This window comes from Persicitalea jodogahamensis (assembly GCF_014651615.1).
Lineage (GTDB): Bacteria > Bacteroidota > Bacteroidia > Cytophagales > Spirosomataceae > Persicitalea > Persicitalea jodogahamensis.
Genome location: NZ_BMXF01000001.1, coordinates 1,703,851 through 1,724,464, shown reverse-complemented (window position 1 = coordinate 1,724,464; position 20,614 = coordinate 1,703,851). Strand labels below are relative to the sequence as shown.

The window sequence follows — 20,614 nt, the reverse complement described above, 5'->3', positions numbered from 1 at the left end:
TCAGATTTTCTTCAGGACTCTTCCCATGGGTTCTATTTCATTGTCCGTTCCGGTCAGTATCCAACCGGACAATTGCCCATTCCGGCTTCTGAGGTACTCGAGTTTACTCTTATCATCTTCCATAAACGCCCTACCATACCTGAAAACTACCACGATCCGATCCGCAAACAACATCCATTCTTTGGCCTGGTTGGTAGTGGTGAGCGCCGGCGTTTCGATTAGCACTACGTCATACTGTTCCTTCAAATGGGCAAATTTCTCCCGCAATGTCCGTTCATCGGCAATTTCCAGTAAAGACATATCACCGCCGACGGTAGAAAGAAAATCCACGCTATCCGGGTAAAGATAGGAATCCTGACGGGTAAAAAAATCTCCCAATTCCGCTTTGGCCTTGGCCTGACTGCTGATCGTGGGCTGACTGAAATTACCATCGACAACAAGTACCCGTTGGTTTATGCGGGCGTAAGCCCACGCTAAACCGTAGGTCAGGTCGGTCTTTCCCGCATGGTCGTGCAGGCTGCTAACGGCAACGATTTTCGGATTAGCTACTTCTTCATCTATTTCGTACCGGATCGAACGCACCAAATCCTTAAACAGTAAGGTAGACTCGTCACTTGCCTCCAGCTCATCAAACCCCCGAAGTGCTCCGTTATCAGAGATTCGGTTGATTCGCCCCAGTACGGGCAAACCTGTGGCATCAGCCAATTGCGCCGTGGTTCTCACAGAAAAGTCCAGAAAATAGGTGAGTGAGAAAGCGAGAAGACAAAGTAAAAATGCAGCTACCCCTGCTACCAGAAGCAGAATAATTTTCTTGGACGGCTGTCGCTCCCCAAGGGTGGCCCATTCCACAATCGTCAGTGTGAGGGGGGAATATGATTCCAACCGGGCATCATTATACCGCTGGAGCGCATCGCTATACTCCTTACTTGCAATCTCTATACTCGCTTCTAATTGCTGAATACTAGCCTCATCCGGAACCATTCCACTGTATTTCTCATCGAGTCTGTTCACTTGGGCATCAATGGAAGCAATGCTACTTTGAGCCAGTTCCATGGCAATCTCGAGCTCCAGTTTTCGGCTGACCAGGTCAGCTTTTGCCGACTGCGGACTGTAAATCGGCTCGTCGGAGGCAATACGGATCTGTTGACTAAGAATTTCCTGTAATGAATCAACCTTTGCCTTCGCGCCGGGTGAAAAATTACTTCTTATATATTGATCATTGGCACTCTGAAGTTCATTGCGGGTTCGCGTGATGCGCTGATTAGCGTCAGAAAGAGCACTTTCCACAAAGCGGCGATCTTTCGGATCGAAACGTTGATCAATATTCTTCAGGGCTGCCCGATACGCAACCACGTCCTTCTTAGCTACCTCACGACGAGTCTCAAAGTCAAGAATTTGTGCGTACAAGCCTCTGGCCTGCTCATCCAGATTGAGTACATTGTTTCTAATCTTGTAGTTCTTGAGGGCATCCATGCGTTCGTTAAGAGCGTCGCGCTTCCGCAGCACCAGATCGTCCAGGAACTCTAAGGACCGATTGCTGCTTTCCAGCAACCGCTGTGTGTACATTTCCTTAAAATTGGAAATATGGGTATTCACGACGAATGCTGTCAGCCGGGGGTTTTCTGCCTCAAACTCCACTTCAAGGTAGTCACTCGTGGCAAGGCGATAAATATTGAGCCTTTCCAACAGCGAGTTCTCGTCGTATTCCATACTTTCGAGAATGTCCTTCACGGCCTTCATTCTCGCCTCGGATAGCTTGTCCGGTACAGGGTCGGGCAAAGAATCCTCTCTCTGCCGGAGCATATTCGCTATCCTTTGCTTGGTCGTGGCGCTCAGGTTTTCCAGTTTTTCCGACGGAGGTAGAAAGACAGAATCCTTGGGTACCGTCAGGTCGTGTATCAGTAATCGATGAGACACCCGATCCATGATCTTTTTCATACGCATCATCTGGACCAGGTTGTCGAAACTCTGGACAATTTCCGACTCCTGCACTTGCATCTTATTGGAGACAAGCTGACTAGTTTTATCGACAATGCCCGTCGCGATACGCCCTCGTGAAATATAGGTGTCGGGTAACCGCCGAATAAGAAAATAGCATACAATCATCGCCACAAGCGGGATGACCACTAGGAAAGAAAGTCTCCTTCTCAGGAATTTTAGAAAGTGGCTTATTTCGTTCATCGAATCTCTTCCAGTTTCTTGCCCAGCAGTTCTTCCAATCTGCTTTTCGCAATCAGGATGTTGGCCGCCATGGTTATTTTGCTTTGCTGTTGAGTTGCCCTTTCCAGCAGAGCCCGGTTGTAGAGATCAAAGGTAATCTCACCGCGCTCGTAACGATACTTAGTATCTTCAGCCAAACTCTGCGTGTCGAGGAATGACTTCGATACGGCACGGTACAAGGCTTTGGTTTTGGCGTATTCAAAATACCTTTGCCTCACTTCGGCTTCCAGGCTCAACAAGTACGCGTTTTTTTCAAAGTCTGCCACCTGAAGCAAGTCGTTTGCCTGTTTGACCTGCGTTGGTTTCTGAAGTAAGCTACCGATGTTGACAAAAAAGCCGAATTGGTAACCGCTCAACTGATTGGGATTAATGGCCTGCGAACTGCCGAAGGGAGTAAGCAGATACGAGAAGGAAAAGATGTCGAAATACGACAGGCGCGCCTGTTTCATCCCCTTTTCGGCAATCTCGACTTTAGTGTCGAACGCCTTTTTGGTGGGGTAGTTAGCTTTGGCAATCACAATCAACCTTTCCAATAGTGGATAGGAGATTTCATCCTGAATATCAATTTCATCCTGACCAGCAGCGGGCAAGTTGTTCAAAAGCAATAATAATGCCAAACAAACGGAGATTCTTACGTTACATATGCTGCCTGGACCTCTATTATTTGCGTTGAATACAGAAGGTAAAAGCGAAATCATCAATAGGTTAATTAGGTGTGATCACAATATATCGGTGATTCGGATTTTAATCTTATAACTTTCTCTGTTTGAATTTAAGCCCAAAGAAAAGGTTTTCTACATTCCAGAACCAAAGAAATTCAACTTCTGGATACTATTTCCCTTCCTGTCACCAATCCCATTTATGGTCTTATTTTGGGTTTTCATCTATTCCACTACAATCCGGAATGCTTCCGCAGTGAGTATTAGGAGAATGTGCTGCTCTCTTTAAGGATTATGTCACTACAAAAAAGTAGCGCCGAAGACTTTGAGAACAGCAAATTTGGGGCGGGCGAAAAGCAAACTAGAAAATGTTTCAAGTTTGACAATAAGTAAGCAATTATCGATCCGATTATCACCTGAATAAATGCAAATCTGACGCAAAAGGTCATATTACCCGATTGGAATCGCCTGTGCCGTCCTATGCACATTTTTTATCGAAGGCATGGCAGTATATTTTGCTAATCATAAACACAATTGAATTATGCCTTTCCAATTGCCTGTATAACCCATTTAACATAATAAGGCGAGTAAAGTGCCTGAGGTCTATCAATCAAAAAGATTCCCGACTACTCGGTCGTAATCGGGAATCCGGCCCAGGGGATGAAGACCGATAAAGCTGGCCAATGTACCTGGGTCAATGTTGGTTGAAATGATTCTTAAACGTTGGCCGACTGAACCAAGGCGGGGAAAGTCTTAAGCATGATTTTGAAATCAAGCCAGAAGGAGAAATTTTTGGCATAATAAATATCCATCTCAATTCTCTCTTTCTCCGTCATCTCGGCTTGCCCTTTTCCACGTTTCGTTACCTGCCAGTAACCCGTCAGGCCAGCTGGTCCCGCAAACCTGGCAATCTTCTCGTCAGTAGTCAACTTCTCGGCTTCATAAATTGGTAATGGGCGATTCCCGACCAGCGACATATCCCCCCGCAGGATATTGACCAGCTGAGGCAATTCATCTAGGCTGGTGTTTCTAATGAAGTGCCCTACTCTTGTGATTCTGGGGTCATCCTGGAATTTAACAAATGCCGCTTTACGGTTTTTTTCAAACTGATAGGTGCGCTCACAAACTTCCTGACCATCGAAAAACAGTTTCTGCTGACAAACTCCTAAGTTTTTTGAGCGGCAATTTGCGCAAAGCTCGGACGAACTGTCCTCCATGACGGGAGATGAGGCCTGATCGTACATATTCTGAGCAGCCATACTTTTGACCAACTTATCGGAATCCTTCCGCATCGTGCGGAATTTGTACAGGTCAAATACTTTAAAACCGCTTCCGGCCCTCTTCGACTTATAGAAAACCGGCCCCTTGGAATCGATCATGATGGCCAGGGATACCAACAAAAAAACAGGAGATAAAAGAAGCAGTGCAATACTGACCAGAAACACATCGCTGATGCGCTTCCAGAAGGGAGTCCTGGCTTTAAAATGGCGGGCCATGGGTGAAGCAAAATCAGTAGCGTACCATTTTTTGCGCAAAAGGAATTGTAGTCTCATCACCAGATCTCCTTCTGTAAAATCCTCGTCGAAAACGTCGTCGGCCCTTTGAAGTCTGGCCTGCTGAATTACGTCCGGAGAAAGTTCCTTCGCCAGCATAATGACCGGAATATGGGAAAGCTTGGCATTCGAACGAATCGTTTTCAATACTTCCCACCCTTCGCCTTCGGTACTAGCCACTATGGCATCAGCAGGATAACCTGCCGCCAGGGCATCAAGTAGTTTTTCGCCATTGGTGAAGCTTTTGATATCCAATGAGCCGGAAAAACGTCTTGAGAAAGACGAATGCTGTTCTGGGCAGGTACCCAGCAGGACGACGCGGCACAGCGCATCTACGTTAAAAAGTTGTTTGGATTCTTCGGGGCTCACCCTGGGGGAGCCCGCATCACCGGATACAGTGATGCCTCTGTCCGGCCCGAACGGGCCATTCTTTTGGTTAGGTTGCATTATTAGTGTGTGTGTTGTTTACTTTGTTAGCCTTCTTTTAGGAAGGCCCTCTTCAGCCATTCGGGTGGAATTCATTCCGCTCTTTAATGAATGACTTTAAACTGTTCAAAAAGTCACGCAGATCCTTTGTACCTACGTAGTATTACTTGAATTTTGGCCAGAACTTCCGCCGGATTGAATGGTTTTTCAATAAAATCATCCGCTCCTTTGTTCAAGCAATCGATTCGTTCACCGCTTTCGCTCTCGGCCGAAAGTATGATCACGGGAATGTCTTTATAAAAGTTGCTTGAACGAATAATCTGCAAAAATTCTTTCCCATCCAGATTGGGCATTTTCAAATCAGCGAGTATCAAATCTACCGAGTGGCCTTCGTCAAGCCACTCCATACCCTCCATTCCATCGTTTTTTAAAACGAGCTCATAGTCCTTTTGCAAGTGGACTGATAAAATTTTTTGAATTCCGGGTGCGTCGTCCATAATCAGGATCACACGCTTTTCGGCCTTACGAAACATATTGGATCTAACGTTGATTATCAGCCTGGGCTGATTTGAAACTCTGATCGGACCAGTTGCCGGTTGGTAGTCGGCTCGAACCTGATTGGATTCAAAATTTCATGAGGGTGGACTTACTGATTTCCAGTTTCTCAGGAAACAGTGCAAGTTAATTATTAAACGTTAAAATTTAGGATTTTCTTTATATCGTTGGGATTTTTAGGTGAAAAACAAAGGAAAGGTACACAATAAAAAAATTTAAAAACAAATCAACGCCGATAAAATCAAAGAATATTTTTTCGATTACCTACTTTTATGCGTGTCGAAAAGTGATCCACGGTTTGACTACAGCTTTTGTTATATTTGTTCGTTTGACAATTCTAAAATTTTTTAAAAAAAGGGAATGGATACAATCTATACGAGAATTTCGAGTCTTTGGTTTCTGACAATGGCTCTTTTTGTCATAAATCTGTCTTCAACCTTCGGTCAGAAGATTCCAACCCCCAAGGAGCATTTTGGGTTCACCATTGGCGATGACTACCATCTGGCCACCTATACCCAAACGGAAACATATTTCAAAAAACTTGCCGCCGCCTCCCCCCGGGCCAATTTGGTGGATATGGGACTTACCGAAGAAGGACGTCATCAATACATGCTTGTCGTTTCGTCGCCGGAGAACTTAAAAGATCTTGCCAAGTACAAGGCGATTTCGCAGCAACTGGCACGCGCTGAGGGCCTGACAGATGAACAAGCCCGCGCCCAGGCGAAAGCAGGCAAGGCGGTGGTCTGGATTGACGGTGGACTGCATGCTACTGAAACCGTGGGGGCGCACCAACTAATCGAAACTGCTTACCAGCTTGTAAGTCGTCAGGATGCTGAAACTAAGCGGATTCTGGACGATGTGATTATTCTTATGGCCCACGCCAACCCTGATGGACAAGAGTTGGTCAGCGACTGGTACATGCGGGAAAAGAAAGACGAGAAAAAAAGCACAGACTTCTTGCCCCGGCTTTACCAGAAGTATATCGGCCACGATAACAACCGCGATTTTTTCATGATGAATATGAGCGAATCATGGAATATAGGCAGGCAATTGTATGTAGAGTGGATTCCGCAGATCGTGTACAACCATCACCAATCGGGTCCGGCGGGCACCGTGGTAGCCGGACCGCCTTACCGGGACCCATTCAACTACGTATATGACCCGCTGATAATCACCAGTCTCGATGCCGTGGGCGCCGCTATGAACTCCCGGCTGAACGCCGAGAACAAACCTGGCTACACGCAGCGGGCGGGCTCCGTATACTCCACCTGGTGGAACGGCGGTCTGCGTACAGCGCCCTATTTCCACAACATGATCGGTATCCTGACCGAAATCATCGGTAGCCCCACCCCCGATACGATTCCGCTGGTACCTCACCGTCTTATTCCCAACGGCTCCCAAACTTTTCCGATCGCACCCCAGGTGTGGCATTTCCGCCAGTCGATCGACTACTCGGTTTCACTCAATTATGCCGTTTTGAATCACGCTTCCCGAATGCGCGACGAATTGCTTTTCAACGCGTATCGTATGGGAAAGAATGCCATCGAGCGTGGTCAGCGCGACTATTGGGCGCTTTCGCCCAAGCGAATTAAAGAAATAGAGGAGAGTTATGCAGAAGCCAAGAAAAAGAACAGCAAACTCAAGCTAACCGAAGCCTTCTACGACTCGGTAATGACCGATCCTGCCCTTCGTGACCCGCGCGCCTACATTCTGTCTGCCAGTCAGTCCGATTTTCCCACGGCAACCAAATTCGTCAATGCACTTATCAAGTCGGGCGTGCAGGTTCATCGCGCTACGGCTGATTTTACAGTAGATAAGAAAAAATACCCCAAAGGCTCTTACGTAGTCATGACCGCCCAGGCTTTCCGGCCGCACGTGCTGGACATGTTCGAGCCGCAGGACCATCCCAACGATTTCCAGTACCCCGGTGGTCCGCCCGTGCGACCATACGACGCAGCGGGTTGGACACTGGCCTATCAGATGGGCGTTCAATTCGATCGCATTCTGAATGACCTCAAAGGCCCCTTCCAGCCGATTCCCTACGGCGAGTTGCAGCATCCGGCGGGTACTTTCGAGGCCGTCAACCCCCTGGCCGGTTACTTGCTCAACCCTGAAACCAATGATTCTTTCACGGCGGTCAACGACCTGCTCAAAGCCAATGTAGACGTTTTCCGTACCACCGAACCTTCGGATTTGGCACTGGGTACTTTCTTTGTACCGGCGGGCGAGCAAGCTAAAGCCATGCTGGGAAAAGTCTCTAACGATCTCGGTATACATGTACAGGGGGTCAAGCAGCGCCCCACCGTCCCGATGGTGAAAGTCGAACCGCTGCGCGTAGGGCTGTGGGATAACTACGGAGGTTCCATGCCTTCGGGCTGGGTTCGCTGGCTGAGCGAGCAGTTTCACTTTCCGGTAGAGGTAGTTTACGCCCCTACCCTTGATGCGGGTGATCTGCGTAAGAAATTCGATGTACTTCTGTTTGTGACGAGCGCTATTCCCGCACCACCAGGCGGAGAAACCGGGCGTTATCGGAGTCAGAGGATGCCCAAGGCGAATGATATTCCCAAAGAATACCGCGACCAACTGGGCAGGATTTCGGTGGATACCACGATCACCGAGCTGAAAAAATTCCTGGAAGCAGGCGGCACGGTCCTGACTATCGGCAGCAGCACCAACCTGGCTTACCACCTGAAACTACCCGTGCGGAACAAATTGGTGGAGATCAATAGCGACGGCAAAGAAACCCGCCTTCCGAGCGAGAAGTACTACATTCCCGGCAGTATTCTACGCGTGAGTGTGGATTCTACGCGTGCTATCAGTTGGGGGATGCCGTCCCAGGCGGATGTGTATTTCGAGAATAGTCCTGTCTTCGACGTTGCACCGGACGCCCTGGCCAGAGGCGACATCAAGCCTATTCTCTGGTTCGACACCGCCACACCACTCCGAAGCGGCTGGGCCTGGGGGCAGTCCTACCTTCAAGGGGGTGTGACAGGCTTCGAGGCCAAGGTCGGCGCGGGTAAGCTATACGCCTTCGGACCGGAGATTACCTTCCGGGCGCAGTCGCACGGTACGTTGAAACTGGTTTTCAACGCGCTATATTCCACCGGCACTACGGTTGGAGGAGCAGATTGATAATATATTTTGATTCTTCTGGTAATTCTCAATTTCAGCTTCTACCACCTCCCATAGTGACAACACCAGCAATCGCCTAGCCGTGGTTTAGCGATTGCTGGTGTTATAAAACTACCCATCTTGGCTTTTAACCCAAAAAACAAGATGATCTATTCCCTTTGCCTCTATTTCCTGTTGCTTCAGGTCCCCGCCATTGTTGCCACGCCGACAGGTAAAAGCAGTCCTGCCGTTGTAAGCAAGGTAAAGGACATTATCATATATGAAGACAGTCGTTTTCACGCCGCGTTCCCCTCGGTCATCAAACTCCCTAACGGTGAGCTGCTCCTGGCCTTTCGGCGCGCGCCGGAGCGAAAAATGTTTGGCGAAAAAAGTACCAATCATGTCGATCCCAACAGCTATCTCGTCAATGTACGATCTCGTGACGGCGAAACCTGGTCGCCTGATCCCCAACTCATGTACGCCCACCCATTTGGCGGCTCACAGGACCCATGTTTGCTACAACTTCGCAATGGCGAGATTCTGTGCGCCAGCTACGGCTGGGCATTTCTGCGCCCCAACGGACTGTCCAACCTCCGGCAACCCGTATTTCAGAATCAAAACGGATCGGTATTTCTGGGTGGCTACCTTATCCGGTCTGACGACGGCGGGATTTCCTGGAAGGGGCCAGAGTACCCACCGCATATCGCTCCCGAGGTCAATCTCGATCCATTCGGAAAGCCCGTACCTGCCTACAACCGGGGTGCGATGTGTGAAGGGAAAGACGGACGTATTTTCTGGGCCGTAGCTGCCAACGATTCTCTTTCACCCCGGAAAACATCGGTTCATCTACTCATTTCGGAAGACAAAGGCAAGCATTGGAAATACAGTAATTCGATAGCTGTCGATTCCCTTGCCTCTTTTAACGAAACATCTCTCTACGAGACTCCGAAGGGCCACCTGATAGCCTTCTTGCGAACTGCCGGACTCGACGACCAGGCTTGCATGGCCCGCTCGACCGATGGTGGAAAAACTTTTGAACCCTGGCAAAAAATGGGTTTCCAGGGGCATCCGCTGCACGCCCTGCGTCTGCCCGACAATCGGGTACTACTGACCTACGGCTACCGCCATAAACCGTTGGGCATTCGGGCCCGGGTACTGAATGCCGAATGCACAGACTTTGCCACGGCCCCGGAAATAATTCTCCGCGATGATGGCGGCACAACCGATTTGGGGTACCCCTGGGCTGTACCACTGGACAATAAGCGCGTGTTGGTGGTTTATTATTTTAATATTGCAGATGGTCCCCGCCACATCGCAGGGACCATTCTGGAACTAAACTAGAAGCTCAAAATCAGGTGAGGAAATCGTAGTCCCGCTCCACGAGGCAAATCCTGACTTTGTAGGCCGAATACCAGTGGTCCCTCCCCTTTTGCTGAGCAAACAGGTGCTCAATATGCGCTTTCCAGTCCCGAATCGCCTCCAGACTTTTCCAATAAGACACCGTGATTCCTACCTCTTCCCGTGCACTTTCATGGCCGAGGTAACCGGGCTGTTGTTCGGCGAGCTCGACCATGCGACTGGACATAGCGGCGTAGCCATTTTCACCCTCGGTTCGAAGACTGGTGAATATTACGGCGTAATAAGGAGCCGCAGGTGTAGTGGCGATAGACATAATCAGCTATGATATAGAATGGCCCGCCGTTTCAAAATTATCCTCTGACCTAAAATTAAGCCCGCGCTCGCCAAGGCGCAGCCTGCCATGACGCCCGTCATGGGCAGGGCGGTGTGGTTATGCAGCGCACTTACCAGGGCCGAAGCAAGGGCACCGAACAGCATTTGGGTAAATCCGATCAAAGCCGATGCGCTTCCAGCATTTTCGGAAAAGGGTTCCAGCGCCAGGGCCGTGGTGTTGGGGCCGAGTAGTCCGCTCACGAAGAGGAACAAGAATAGAAATACCAGCATTACGTACCCCGAAATGCCAGGCGTTACGGCACTTACGACCATCAAGAAGCCGAGTACTGCCACGACCAACGAAGCCATTTCGGCAACGCGAAGACTGTCGAAGCGCTTTAATAAAACCCGATTAACCTGACTACCGCCAATGTACCCGAAAGAGTTGAGACTGAAAAGCAGCCCGTACTCGGTTTGGGTGAAGTTGAATTTTTCCATGTAAATGAAAGGCGAGCCACTGATGTAGGCAAACAGGCTCCCCAAAGTAAATCCTCCCGCCAGGCCAAAGACGATGAAAGCGGGCTGTTTCAGCACTTCGTAGTATTTCCTGGTGACCGCCGCCGGGTTGAGTCGTACGGTTTTATCTGAACCCCGGCTTTCAGGCAATAACAACAGTACGCCCATCAGCATGGAAGCACTTATCACGGCCAGCGTTATAAAAATAGCCCGCCAGCCCAATGCCGTCACCATCCAGCCTCCTACGCTGGGGGCGATCATCGGAGCTACCCCCATGATAAGCATCAGCGTGGAGATCACCTTGGCAATATCTTCAGGTGGGAAAAGGTCACGCACTACGGCCCGACCCGCTACCATGCCCGCACAGCCCCCGATGGCCAGAAGTCCGCGCAAGCCGATGAGCCAATTGATACTGGGTGAGAGGGCGCAGCAGATGGCCGCTACCGTGTAAAGTGAAAGTCCGAACAGTAAGGGCTTCCGGCGTCCAAAACGATCTACAATAGGCCCGTAAAGCAACTGCCCCACGCTGATCCCTATAAAATAGCTGGTCAGCGAGTAGCCTACTTCGGGAATAGTGGTGTTCAAATCCTCAGCGATGGCCGGAAAGCCTGGCAAGTACATATCAATGCTGAATGGGCCAAGGGCAGACAATACCCCCAATAGCACAACGATCTTATTTAACTCCTTCTTGGTCATGGCTTTTACTGCGGTGAAGATACCGCGCAAAGGTAGGATTTTAGGTACTATCAATAAACGATGATCTAGCGAAGAATTGGTATTATTCTAATATTATATCTTCTCGCTTAGGTAAATTGTACGAATGAAAGTCTCCTTATGATAAGGAAGTTCATTAACCGCAAAGCAATTTCCCTCACCCAATAGAAAACGTTCTCCAATCTTTCGATGAAAAAGCTAATCCCCATATTTTTTCTTTTCCTAGGTGCCGGATTGCCGGCATTCAAAAATACCACGCCTGCAGCTCCCGATAAGCCTAACATACTATACCTGGTAGCCGACGATGCCGGGCGGGATATGAGTGCCTATGGCGTAAAGTGGGTTAATACGCCCGCCTTTGATCGCATAGCGCGGGAGGGAATCCTGTTCAACAATGGCTACACGCCCAACGCCAAATGCGCCCCTTCACGCGCTGTGATGCTCACCGGCCGCAATCCCTGGCAGTTGGACGCAGGCATGAATCATGTCAATTATTTTCCGAATTATTTTAAAACCTACCCCGAAGCTTTATCGGACCATGGGTACTTTGTCGGAAAGACGGGAAAGGGCTGGGCACCTGGTATAGCCCTGAATTCCGACGGTTCCAACCGAAATGTATTGGTTAAAAATTACGACGACCAGACTACCACACCACCTGCCAAGTACATCAGCAACAACGACTACGCCGCCAACTTTGCCGACTTTGTGAAGCAAGCCGATGGCAAACCCTGGGCTTTCTGGATCGGCTTTATCGAGCCGCACCGGGCCTATGAGTACGGCGCAGGTATCAGAAAGGGAGGAAAGAAACCCGAAATGATCGATCGCGTTCCGGCCTATTTTCCTGATTCCCTCACCGTCCGCACGGACCTGCTCGATTACGCCTACGAGATCGAATACCTTGACAGCCACGTGGCACGGGTACTGAAAACCCTGGAAGAAAACGGGCAGTTGGAAAACACGCTCATCGTCTATACCTCCGACCATGGAATGCCCTTTCCGCGTGTGAAGGGCAATGCCTACGAGAATGCCAACCACGTGCCTTTTGCGGCTATGTGGAAAAACGGCATCAAGAGTCCGGGACGAAAGATCGACGACTACGTGAACATGACCGACCTGGCTCCGACGTTTCTGGACGCAGCGGGTGTCTCACCTCAACAATCGGGCATGCACCCGATGATCGGGAAAAGTTTGCTCAGCTTATTCAATAGCACAAAGAGTGGCTGGATTGAAGAAGATCGAAAATTTCAGCTCGTGGGGCAGGAGCGCCACGACTACGGGCGTCCGCACGATGTGGGCTATCCGATTCGGGGGATGCACAAAAACAGTATGCTCTACATAAAGAATTACGAAAACGACCGATGGCCGGCCTGTAATCCCGAAACGGGCTACCTCAACACGGACGGAAGCCCGACCAAGACGCTCATCCTGAACAATCGCCGCAACGGGGTAGACAAAACCTATTGGAACATGAGCTTCGGAAAGCGTCCGACGGAAGAGCTATATGATTTAAAAAAAGATCCTGATTGCGTGGTCAACCTGGCCGCTTTGCCTAAGTACCAGGCTACAAAGAAGTCAATGGAAAAGGAAATGGAAGCCAAGCTCCTCGCTCAAGGTGACCTGCGCATGATGGGTTTTGGGCATATTTATGAACAGTACCCGTTCAGTCAGGATGTCAACGGCTTTTATGAACGTTACATGAAAGGCGAAAAAATCCCGACTGGCTGGGTAAACGACAGCGATTACGAGAAAGGTCCAATCGAAGATTGAAACCTGACACTACTTTAATTCCAAATCCTCCGTATTGACCTTGAACTGATCGCCGACTGCCTTCTGCATGGCGTCCTTCATCGCTGCCAGTTTGTCGGGTTGAGCCTTGGCCAGATTATTCCTTTGGCCGGGATCTTTGCTAATATCGAACAGCTGGGTTTCGGGGGCAAGCCCTGTTTCGATATTGACCTGTTTGTTTACGGCATTGCCTTTATAAGCAGGAATAAGGATGTAGTTTCCCTGCCGGAAAGCCAGCCTGCCCGTGGCTTCCAGCACCAGCTGATCTCGACCTTCTTTCGATTCGCCCATTAAAGCCGCCATTGTGTTTTTGCTATCTTCAGAGGGATTATTCTGACCGACCAGCTCAGCAAAAGAACCCAGCAAGTCCAACTGACACACCAGGGCATCCGATACCTGCGGCTTGATGTGACCTTTCCAATAGGTAATGAACGGCACCTTGGTACCCGCCTCAAACAGACTGTACTTCCCGCCGCGCAGCGGACCGGCAGCTTTGTGGTTGCCAATTTTCGTTTCCGCGTCGTCGTTGTAGCCATCGTCCAATACCGGACCATTATCACTGCTGAAGACGACTATCGTATTTTCGGCCAGGCCATCGGCTTCCAGTTTTTTCATGATCTCACCCAGGCACCAATCGGCCTCAATTATAGCATCGCCGCGCGGTCCCATACCTGACTTTCCTACAAAGCGGGGGTGCGGCACACGAGGTACGTGTGGCTGCTGCAATGCGTAATAAAGAAAGAAGGGCTCGCCCGTTTTTTCGGGGTTATTATCGTCGATGAATGCTTTGGCTTTATCCAGGAACACGTCGGCCATGTCCTCATCCTGCCACAGGGCTGACTTGCCACCTTTCTGGTAGCCGATGCGCGGGATACCGTTGTGCACCGACTGGTTGTGACCGTGACTCCACGTTTGTTTGGTCATCAGTTCAGGATTTGAGATGGCCGTGGGTTCGCCGGGAAAGTTCTGTTTGTAGCTGACCTGAATCGGATCGTCGGCGGTCAGGCCCACCACGCGGCGGTTCTCGATATAGACCGTCGGTGTGCGGTCGGTGGTGGCGGCCATAATGTAGGAGTAGTCGAAACCCACGTCATTGGGATTGCCGTGCAATTCCTCGTTCCAGTCTACGCTGCCATCACCAATGCCCAGGTGCCACTTCCCAACTACCCCCGTGCGATAACCCGCATTTCTCAGCATCTTGGGTAAAGTGACAATCGTCGTGTCGATCAACAGCGGCGCGTCGCCAGGAAGAATTCGGGCCTTTTCATTGCGCCAGGGGTAGATACCCGTCAGCAAGCCATACCGACTGGGCGTGCAGGTGGCGGAAGTAGCATAGCCATTCGTAAAACGGACACCGCCTTTGGCCAGGGCATCAATGTTGGGAGTCGGCAGCGTGTTCTGGCCGTAAGCACTCACGTCGCCATACCCCAAATCGTCAAGGTAAACGACAAGAATATTGGGTCGCTCCGACGCCCCGGCTCTTTTTTCAGATTTTGCATCTTTCCCACCCGTGTTTGAACAGGCAAGCTGATTAAAACTAAGTATTCCGATTAATAAGATCGACAGAATGGAACGCATGGATTTTGATTTGGGGAGATAATTTTTCAACTAAACAGGCTATTCACTATATCTAAGGACCTTCAATTGATATTTACCCATTTGAAGTAGGTCAATGATTGATTTTTCTTTTATTTGAATCATCCTTCCCCCGAAAAATGAGACTAAACTACCGACGCACCTGCCTTTTTCTTGTGTACCTGACAGCCCTGATTGGCTTTTCCTGCAAAAACTCCTCCCAACCCGCCAATGAAAAAAATAGCCGGGATACCAAAACTACCCATCCCAACATCCTCCTCATCCTGACCGACGATCAGGGCTATCATGATGTCTCGTACTATGGGACAAAAGATCTTCGAACACCCAATATGGATCAGATCGCGCGGGACGGAGTGCGGTTTGACAACTTTTACGCCAACTGCCCTGTCTGCTCTCCTACCCGCGCGGCCCTGCTTACGGGTCGTTACCAGGATCATGTGGGTGTACCCGGCGTCATCCGCACTCACGCCGATAATAGCTGGGGGTACTTCGATCCCAAAGCCACTACCCTACCGACCGCCCTCAGACAAGCAGGCTACCACACGGCCATCATCGGCAAGTGGCACCTCGGGCTGGAATCGCCGAATACGCCCACCGAGCGCGGCTTCGACTTTTTCCACGGCTGGCTGGGCGACATGATGGACGACTACGTAGCCAAACGCCGCCACGACATCAACTACATGCGCCGCAACCAGCAAACCATCGACCCAGAAGGCCACGCTACCGATCTTTTCACCCAATGGTCAGCGGACTATATCGAAGAAAGATCAAAATCTAAACAGCCTTTCTTTCTCTACCTGGCTTACAACGCACCGCATTTTCCGGTGCAGCCCCCCGCCGACTGGCTCAAAAAAGTGCAGGAACGCGAGCCGGGCTTGCCACCCAAACGCGCTCAACTCGTCGCCTTCATTGAGCATCTGGACGACGGTATCGGCAAAGTAATCCAAGCATTGAAAGAAAGCGGCCAGTACGAAAACACGCTCATTATCTTCACCAGTGACAATGGCGGTCACCTGCCCAGCCTGGCCAACAATGGTCCTACGCGCGACGGCAAACAGAGCATGTACGAAGGTGGCCTGCGGGTTCCGACGGCTATCAGTTGGCCGGGGAAAATTAAGCCGGGTATGGTATCCGATCAGGTCAACCTTTCGATGGATTTGTTTCCAACTCTACTGGATGTGGCCGGAGTACAGGCCAAACCGGGGATCGAAGGCCGGAGTTTTTTGGGTACTTTGTTGGGAAAAACACCCGCAGCCGAGCCAAGTCGGCCACTTTACTTCACCCGCCGCGAGGGAGGGAATGCCTACGCCGGACAATGTAGTTACGCCTTGCGGTTAGGTGACTGGAAACTGGTAAAGAATACGCCCTTTCAACCTTTGGAATTATTCAATCTAAAAAATGATCCAATGGAAACGAAGGATTTAGCCAAGAGTGAACCAAAAGTTTTCAAACAATTGTCCGCTGAGCTGATGCTTCACATCCAGCGCGGGGGCCGGGTACCCTGGCAGAAGCCGGAAATCCAGCCTTAACTTTCCTCATTATCTTAGATTCTATGAAGCTCCGTTACCTATCATTTGCGATTCTAGGCAGTATTCTTCTCAGTCCTTTGCTGGGTCGGGCGCAAGCTACTACTTCGCCGTCCTTTATCTGGTGGAATCCCTCGGAGGCCACCTTCCCGGTACTTGAAGGAAAAGTCTGGCCGAAGGATACTAAAGATTTCTACGACCGACTGCCGGCGCGGGCCGAGAACAAAATACGCAAGGCGGTCTGGAATCTTTCTCAGGAATCGGCGGGACAGATGCTGCGCTTCCGGGCAAATTCCGATCAAATTAAGGTACGCTATGTTACTGAAGGCCGCCACAATCTGCCTCACATGGCTAAAACAGGTGCGAGCGGGCTGGACTTGTACGCTATTTCGAGCGACGGCGACGGGCTATGGTGCGCCGGAAAATTCGCTTTCGGCGATACCATCGAATATCATTTCCGTAATCTTGAACCCAACGATGCCTACCACAAGCTGGGCCGTGAATATCGTCTGTACCTACCCCTCTACGACGCCGTGAAATGGCTGGAAATCGGTATCCCGGACAGCACGCTTTTTACCCCGCTGCCCGTGCGGCCCGATCTGCCGATCGTGGTCTACGGTACGTCCATTGCTCAGGGCGCCTGCGCCTCGCGGCCCGGTATGGCCTGGCCCACCATCCTTTCCCGAAATATGGATCGCCCGCTCATAAATCTTGGCTTTTCGGGCAACGGACGGCTTGAACCGGAAGTGCTGACCATGGTTTCCGAAATAGAAGCCAAAGTGTATATCCTTGACTGCCTGCCCAATCTGGTGAACCAGGAAGACTACCCGCTCGATACCGTTCAAAACCGGATACTGGAAGCTGTCAGAATGTTACGCCAAAAACATCCAAACACACCGATCGTGCTGGCCGAACATGCAGGCTATACTGATGAGGCCATAAATCCCACCAGCCGGAAACGCTTTTCTGAACCCAACGAGGTACTTCGCCAGGCTTTTGCTCAATTACAATCCGAAGGTAACCGGGAACTGTACCTGATTCCCCGAAAGGATTTTAACCAGGATGTCGAGACGATGGTAGATGGTACCCACCCCAACGACCTCGGCATGATGCGCTACGCCGAAGGCTACGAAAAAAACCTGCGCCAGATCCTGCACGAACCGCAGGGCGAGGTAAGTACCACCCGCCCTATCATTCAGATGCGCGAACCCGGCAACTACGACTGGGATGCCCGCCACCGCGAAATTTTGCGGATGAACCGGGAAAACCCACCCGAAGTACTGATGATCGGTAATTCCATCACCCATTTTTGGGGCGGACTGCCGAAAGGTCCGCGCGCCCGCGGTGCTGATTCCTGGGAAAAAGTACTTGATCCGCAGAATACCCGCAACCTGGGCTACGGCTGGGATCGTATCGAAAACGTCCTCTGGCGGGTATACCACGGCGAGTTAGACGGCTACGCGGCGAAGCAGATTTACGTCATGATCGGCACCAATAATTTCCACCTCAACACCGACGAAGAAATCCTGACGGGCTGGCGGCTCCTCATCGACGCCATCCGCCAACGCCAACCCACCGCCACACTGACGATGGTGGGCGTGTACCCACGCCGCCAGCAGGAAAAACGGGTACAGGAGCTGAACCAACGATTAGCCGCCTTGACTCAGGAAATGGGCGTCAAGTACCTGGATTCAGGAAAGGTACTTTTAAAAGCGGATGGGACAATCGATGAAAGTTTATTTACGGATGGGCTACATCCGAACGAGGAAGGCTATCGGCGGTTGAGCGGGGCGTATGGGGGGAAGTGATTTTGCTTTTTTATCAAAAGTACCTCTTTACCAATGTTTTATAAATTAAATATTTTTACAACCCACCATTCAAACGTTGGCTGATGTTAAGACATCGTTTATTGATTTTTTGTGTTTTTTCTGTCCTGGTAAGTTGTTATTCGGCAGAGGACATCTTTTTAGATCCAGGTATTCCGCATTTAGAAACGCCTCATGATAAAATTGCCACCGTGCGCACAAAGTGGCACAATGGCAAGCACATCGAAACTACCTTTCTCGATAGCCAGGATCGGGCTTTGGAAATATTCCGATTTGGGCGAACGAATATAAAGGAGTTGAATCAGTATGAAGGCGCGAACAATACGCTCACAGTGAAGTACTACCACAGCGATAGCTCCCCTACTGGGTATGTCCAGATAGATAGTGTACGCAGAAAGTTTGATTCAACAGGACAAATGGTTGCCCGGCTACTGAGCGGCGGCTCTAACAATGGAGGAGGTTTTTCATTCGATCCTAAGTATCGTAAGAAGCAATCATTTACTTATACAGAAACAGGAGATACCATAGTCAAGACAGTGATAAAGAAAAGCGCAATTCCTGACACTACTTTTTCCTCAAGAAAAGAGTTTTGGGAAAAAGACAACCAGGGCCATCTCGTTTACCATTACAAGCTTTATGTATATAAAGGTCAAGATGGGTCAAAAGACACGATCAACCATTTTGCCCAACGCTACGCCTACGATTCTGGTGGAAAACTAGCCATGAGCTGGTTTGATCATATGCATTTGGGGCAGTTTTATAGGCCAGAGGGGCCGGATACTATTTGGTACAAGTACGATGGCCAAAACCGCCTTGTAGAAGAGGTACACCGGTATACGACCGATATGAGCAATAAGAGCGAACTCAGTGCCGAGGGCCTTACTAAATTTAATAAAGAGAGTAGAGACCGGGACAGGAAAAGGTTTTTGGAGGGGGATGAATATTCTCCAAATAATGACAAAACGGATACGGTTAATTACAAATACGAAGTGTTCAGGCCGGACAAACATTTGCCTTTGAAGATACCCACGAACCTTTAAGGTCACTTCTTTGGAGGTTCTTTATCATAAGCGGTAGAAGTTTAAACTAACGTGCCTTTGGTAGTAAACCTACAACCTCATTCCCATGCCAACTACCCGCCGCCAGTTCCTGAACAACTCCACCAAAATCGCCGCTGCCGCCGGATTGGGTAGTTTGGCCTATTCACCGCTGCAAGCACAACGCGCCCGGAATGCCAACGAAAAAATTGTCGTTGGGCTGGTCGGTGCCCGAGGCCGGGGCTTCGGGGCTTTACAAAATGCTTTGAACATAGCCGGCGTGGAATGCGCCGCCCTTTGCGACATCGATGATAAGGTCTTGGCCGACCGTAGCGCGGACGTACTCAGAATTCAGGGTAAAGCACCCAAGCTGTATAAAGACTACCGCAAAATGATGGACGACAAAGACATCGACGCGGTCATCATCGGGACGCCCGATCACTGGCATTGCCTGCCGTTCGTGGCCGCTTGTGAGGCGGGAAAAGATATTTACGTAGAAAAACCGTTGGCCAACAGTATCGCCGAGTGCGACGTGATGGTGGCCGCCACCCGAAAGTACAACCGCGTAGTGCAGGTGGGTCAGCAGCAGCGCAGCGGTACTCACTGGATGAAGGCCCTGGACATGATTCGTCAGGGCAAGCTGGGCCAATTACGAAAAGTGAATGTCTGGGCTAATTTCATGTACGGCATTGGGCAACCCATAGTACCCGATTCACCCGTGCCGCCCGGTGTGGACTTCGCGATGTGGCTCGGTCCGGCTCCCGAGCGTACTTTTAACCAAAGCCGATTTCATGGCTCCTGGCGTATGTTCTGGGATTATGGCGGCGGATTGATGACCGACTGGGGCGTTCACTTGCTGGACATGGCCTTATGGGTGAAGGACGTCAAGGAGATGCCGATTTCCATTACGGCATCGGGGGGCAATTTTGCTTATCCCGACCATGCCCACCAGACCTTCGATACCATGAGTGTCAACTACCAGTTGCCGGATTACGTGATCAATTGGGAAAATATCGCGGGCGTAGAGAGCGGCCCTTACGGCAAAAAATATGGTCTTTCCTACGTGTGTGACGACGCTACGCTGGTCATCAACCGTGAAGGCTGGGAAATTATTCCCGAGCTTAGTGGCGATCGGCTTTCGTACAAAGTACCCCCGGTCCCTTACCAACCCGGCAAAAACTACCACCAGGAGCATACTCAAAATTTCATCGACTGCATCAAATCCCGCGCCGAACCAAACTGCCCCATTGAAAACGGTCGTCTGGTAGCGGCCTGCGCCCATGCGGGCAACATTGCATTGCTGACGAAGTCACAATTGAACTGGAACGAGGCCAAGAAGAATTTCGGGGACAATGCGGCAGCGAATGCTCTGATCACGCCGAAGTACCGGAAGCCGTGGGTATTGCCGAAGGTATAATC

At 50.3% G+C, this 20,614-nt stretch carries 14 protein-coding genes; 7 read left to right on the top strand and 7 right to left on the bottom strand.

Annotation, left to right across the window (positions count from 1 at the left end):
• From IE117_RS07130 to IE117_RS07115, 4 genes are all read right to left on the bottom strand, one after another.
• Positions 1–2,181 (bottom strand): exopolysaccharide transport family protein, encoded by a 2,181-nt coding sequence (locus IE117_RS07130; protein WP_189563611.1) that lies wholly within the window; start codon positions 2,179–2,181, stop codon positions 1–3.
• Complete coding sequence (locus IE117_RS07125; protein ID WP_189563610.1) at positions 2,178–2,837, bottom strand: TolC family protein; 660 nt, start codon at positions 2,835–2,837, stop codon at positions 2,178–2,180. The genes IE117_RS07130 and IE117_RS07125 overlap by 4 nt, the downstream gene beginning before the upstream one ends.
• 758 nt (positions 2,838–3,595) lie before the next feature.
• The gene (locus IE117_RS07120; protein WP_189563609.1) at positions 3,596–4,879 is read right to left on the bottom strand and encodes a sugar transferase; all 1,284 of its coding nucleotides are present in this window, start codon (positions 4,877–4,879) and stop codon (positions 3,596–3,598) included.
• 113 nt (positions 4,880–4,992) lie between these two features.
• Entirely contained in the window at positions 4,993–5,391 is a 399-nt protein-coding gene (locus IE117_RS07115; protein ID WP_189563608.1) for a response regulator transcription factor, read from the bottom strand.
• 382 nt (positions 5,392–5,773) lie between these two features.
• Between IE117_RS07115 and IE117_RS07110 the strand changes: the two genes are divergently transcribed.
• Complete coding sequence (locus tag IE117_RS07110) at positions 5,774–8,545, top strand: M14 family metallopeptidase (protein ID WP_189563607.1); 2,772 nt, start codon at positions 5,774–5,776, stop codon at positions 8,543–8,545.
• Between the two features lie 144 nt (positions 8,546–8,689).
• Positions 8,690–9,865, top strand: coding sequence for a sialidase family protein (locus IE117_RS07105; RefSeq protein ID WP_189563606.1), 1,176 nt, complete (start codon positions 8,690–8,692; stop codon positions 9,863–9,865).
• Between the two features lie 10 nt (positions 9,866–9,875).
• Here IE117_RS07105 and IE117_RS07100 read toward each other — a convergent pair whose 3' ends face one another.
• Both IE117_RS07100 and IE117_RS07095 read right to left on the bottom strand, forming a co-directional pair.
• The gene (locus IE117_RS07100) at positions 9,876–10,196 is read right to left on the bottom strand and encodes an antibiotic biosynthesis monooxygenase family protein (protein WP_189563605.1); all 321 of its coding nucleotides are present in this window, start codon (positions 10,194–10,196) and stop codon (positions 9,876–9,878) included.
• Between the two features lie 2 nt (positions 10,197–10,198).
• A complete protein-coding gene (locus tag IE117_RS07095; RefSeq protein ID WP_229580445.1) occupies positions 10,199–11,437 on the bottom strand; it encodes a multidrug effflux MFS transporter in 1,239 nt (412 codons plus the stop codon).
• Between the two features lie 177 nt (positions 11,438–11,614).
• Here IE117_RS07095 and IE117_RS07090 point away from each other — a divergent pair, with 177 nt between their 5' ends.
• The gene (locus IE117_RS07090) at positions 11,615–13,192 is read left to right on the top strand and encodes a sulfatase family protein (RefSeq protein WP_189563604.1); all 1,578 of its coding nucleotides are present in this window, start codon (positions 11,615–11,617) and stop codon (positions 13,190–13,192) included.
• A 9-nt stretch (positions 13,193–13,201) separates the two neighbouring features.
• On the opposite strand, the gene IE117_RS07085 is transcribed toward IE117_RS07090, so the two are convergent.
• On the bottom strand, positions 13,202–14,788 hold the full coding sequence (locus tag IE117_RS07085; RefSeq protein WP_189563603.1) for a sulfatase family protein: 1,587 nt from the start codon (positions 14,786–14,788) through the stop codon (positions 13,202–13,204).
• Positions 14,789–14,925: 137 nt separating this feature from the next.
• Here IE117_RS07085 and IE117_RS07080 point away from each other — a divergent pair, with 137 nt between their 5' ends.
• From IE117_RS07080 to IE117_RS07065, 4 genes are all read left to right on the top strand, one after another.
• A complete protein-coding gene (locus IE117_RS07080) occupies positions 14,926–16,335 on the top strand; it encodes a sulfatase family protein (RefSeq protein WP_189563602.1) in 1,410 nt (469 codons plus the stop codon).
• Positions 16,336–16,358: 23 nt separating this feature from the next.
• The gene (locus IE117_RS07075; RefSeq protein WP_189563601.1) at positions 16,359–18,140 is read left to right on the top strand and encodes an SGNH/GDSL hydrolase family protein; all 1,782 of its coding nucleotides are present in this window, start codon (positions 16,359–16,361) and stop codon (positions 18,138–18,140) included.
• An 83-nt stretch (positions 18,141–18,223) separates the two neighbouring features.
• A complete protein-coding gene (locus tag IE117_RS07070) occupies positions 18,224–19,198 on the top strand; it encodes a hypothetical protein (RefSeq protein WP_189563600.1) in 975 nt (324 codons plus the stop codon).
• An 85-nt stretch (positions 19,199–19,283) separates the two neighbouring features.
• On the top strand, positions 19,284–20,612 hold the full coding sequence (locus IE117_RS07065) for a Gfo/Idh/MocA family protein (RefSeq protein ID WP_189563599.1): 1,329 nt from the start codon (positions 19,284–19,286) through the stop codon (positions 20,610–20,612).
• The last annotated feature ends 2 nt before the right edge of the window (positions 20,613–20,614 follow it).

Excerpts from the sequence above, each read along its gene's own strand:
- IE117_RS07080 (WP_189563602.1), top strand. The coding sequence starts at position 14,926 with ATGAGACTAAACTACCGACGCACCTGCCTTTTTCTTGTGTACCTGACA.
- IE117_RS07115 (WP_189563608.1), bottom strand. The coding sequence starts at position 5,391 with ATGTTTCGTAAGGCCGAAAAGCGTGTGATCCTGATTATGGACGACGCA.
- IE117_RS07090 (WP_189563604.1), top strand. The coding sequence starts at position 11,615 with ATGAAAAAGCTAATCCCCATATTTTTTCTTTTCCTAGGTGCCGGATTG.
- IE117_RS07085 (WP_189563603.1), bottom strand. The coding sequence starts at position 14,788 with ATGCGTTCCATTCTGTCGATCTTATTAATCGGAATACTTAGTTTTAAT.
- IE117_RS07130 (WP_189563611.1), bottom strand. The coding sequence starts at position 2,181 with ATGAACGAAATAAGCCACTTTCTAAAATTCCTGAGAAGGAGACTTTCT.
- IE117_RS07110 (WP_189563607.1), top strand. The coding sequence starts at position 5,774 with ATGGATACAATCTATACGAGAATTTCGAGTCTTTGGTTTCTGACAATG.
- IE117_RS07100 (WP_189563605.1), bottom strand. The coding sequence starts at position 10,196 with ATGTCTATCGCCACTACACCTGCGGCTCCTTATTACGCCGTAATATTC.
- IE117_RS07065 (WP_189563599.1), top strand. The coding sequence starts at position 19,284 with ATGCCAACTACCCGCCGCCAGTTCCTGAACAACTCCACCAAAATCGCC.
- IE117_RS07105 (WP_189563606.1), top strand. The coding sequence starts at position 8,690 with ATGATCTATTCCCTTTGCCTCTATTTCCTGTTGCTTCAGGTCCCCGCC.
- IE117_RS07075 (WP_189563601.1), top strand. The coding sequence starts at position 16,359 with ATGAAGCTCCGTTACCTATCATTTGCGATTCTAGGCAGTATTCTTCTC.
- IE117_RS07120 (WP_189563609.1), bottom strand. The coding sequence starts at position 4,879 with ATGCAACCTAACCAAAAGAATGGCCCGTTCGGGCCGGACAGAGGCATC.
- IE117_RS07070 (WP_189563600.1), top strand. The coding sequence starts at position 18,224 with ATGTTAAGACATCGTTTATTGATTTTTTGTGTTTTTTCTGTCCTGGTA.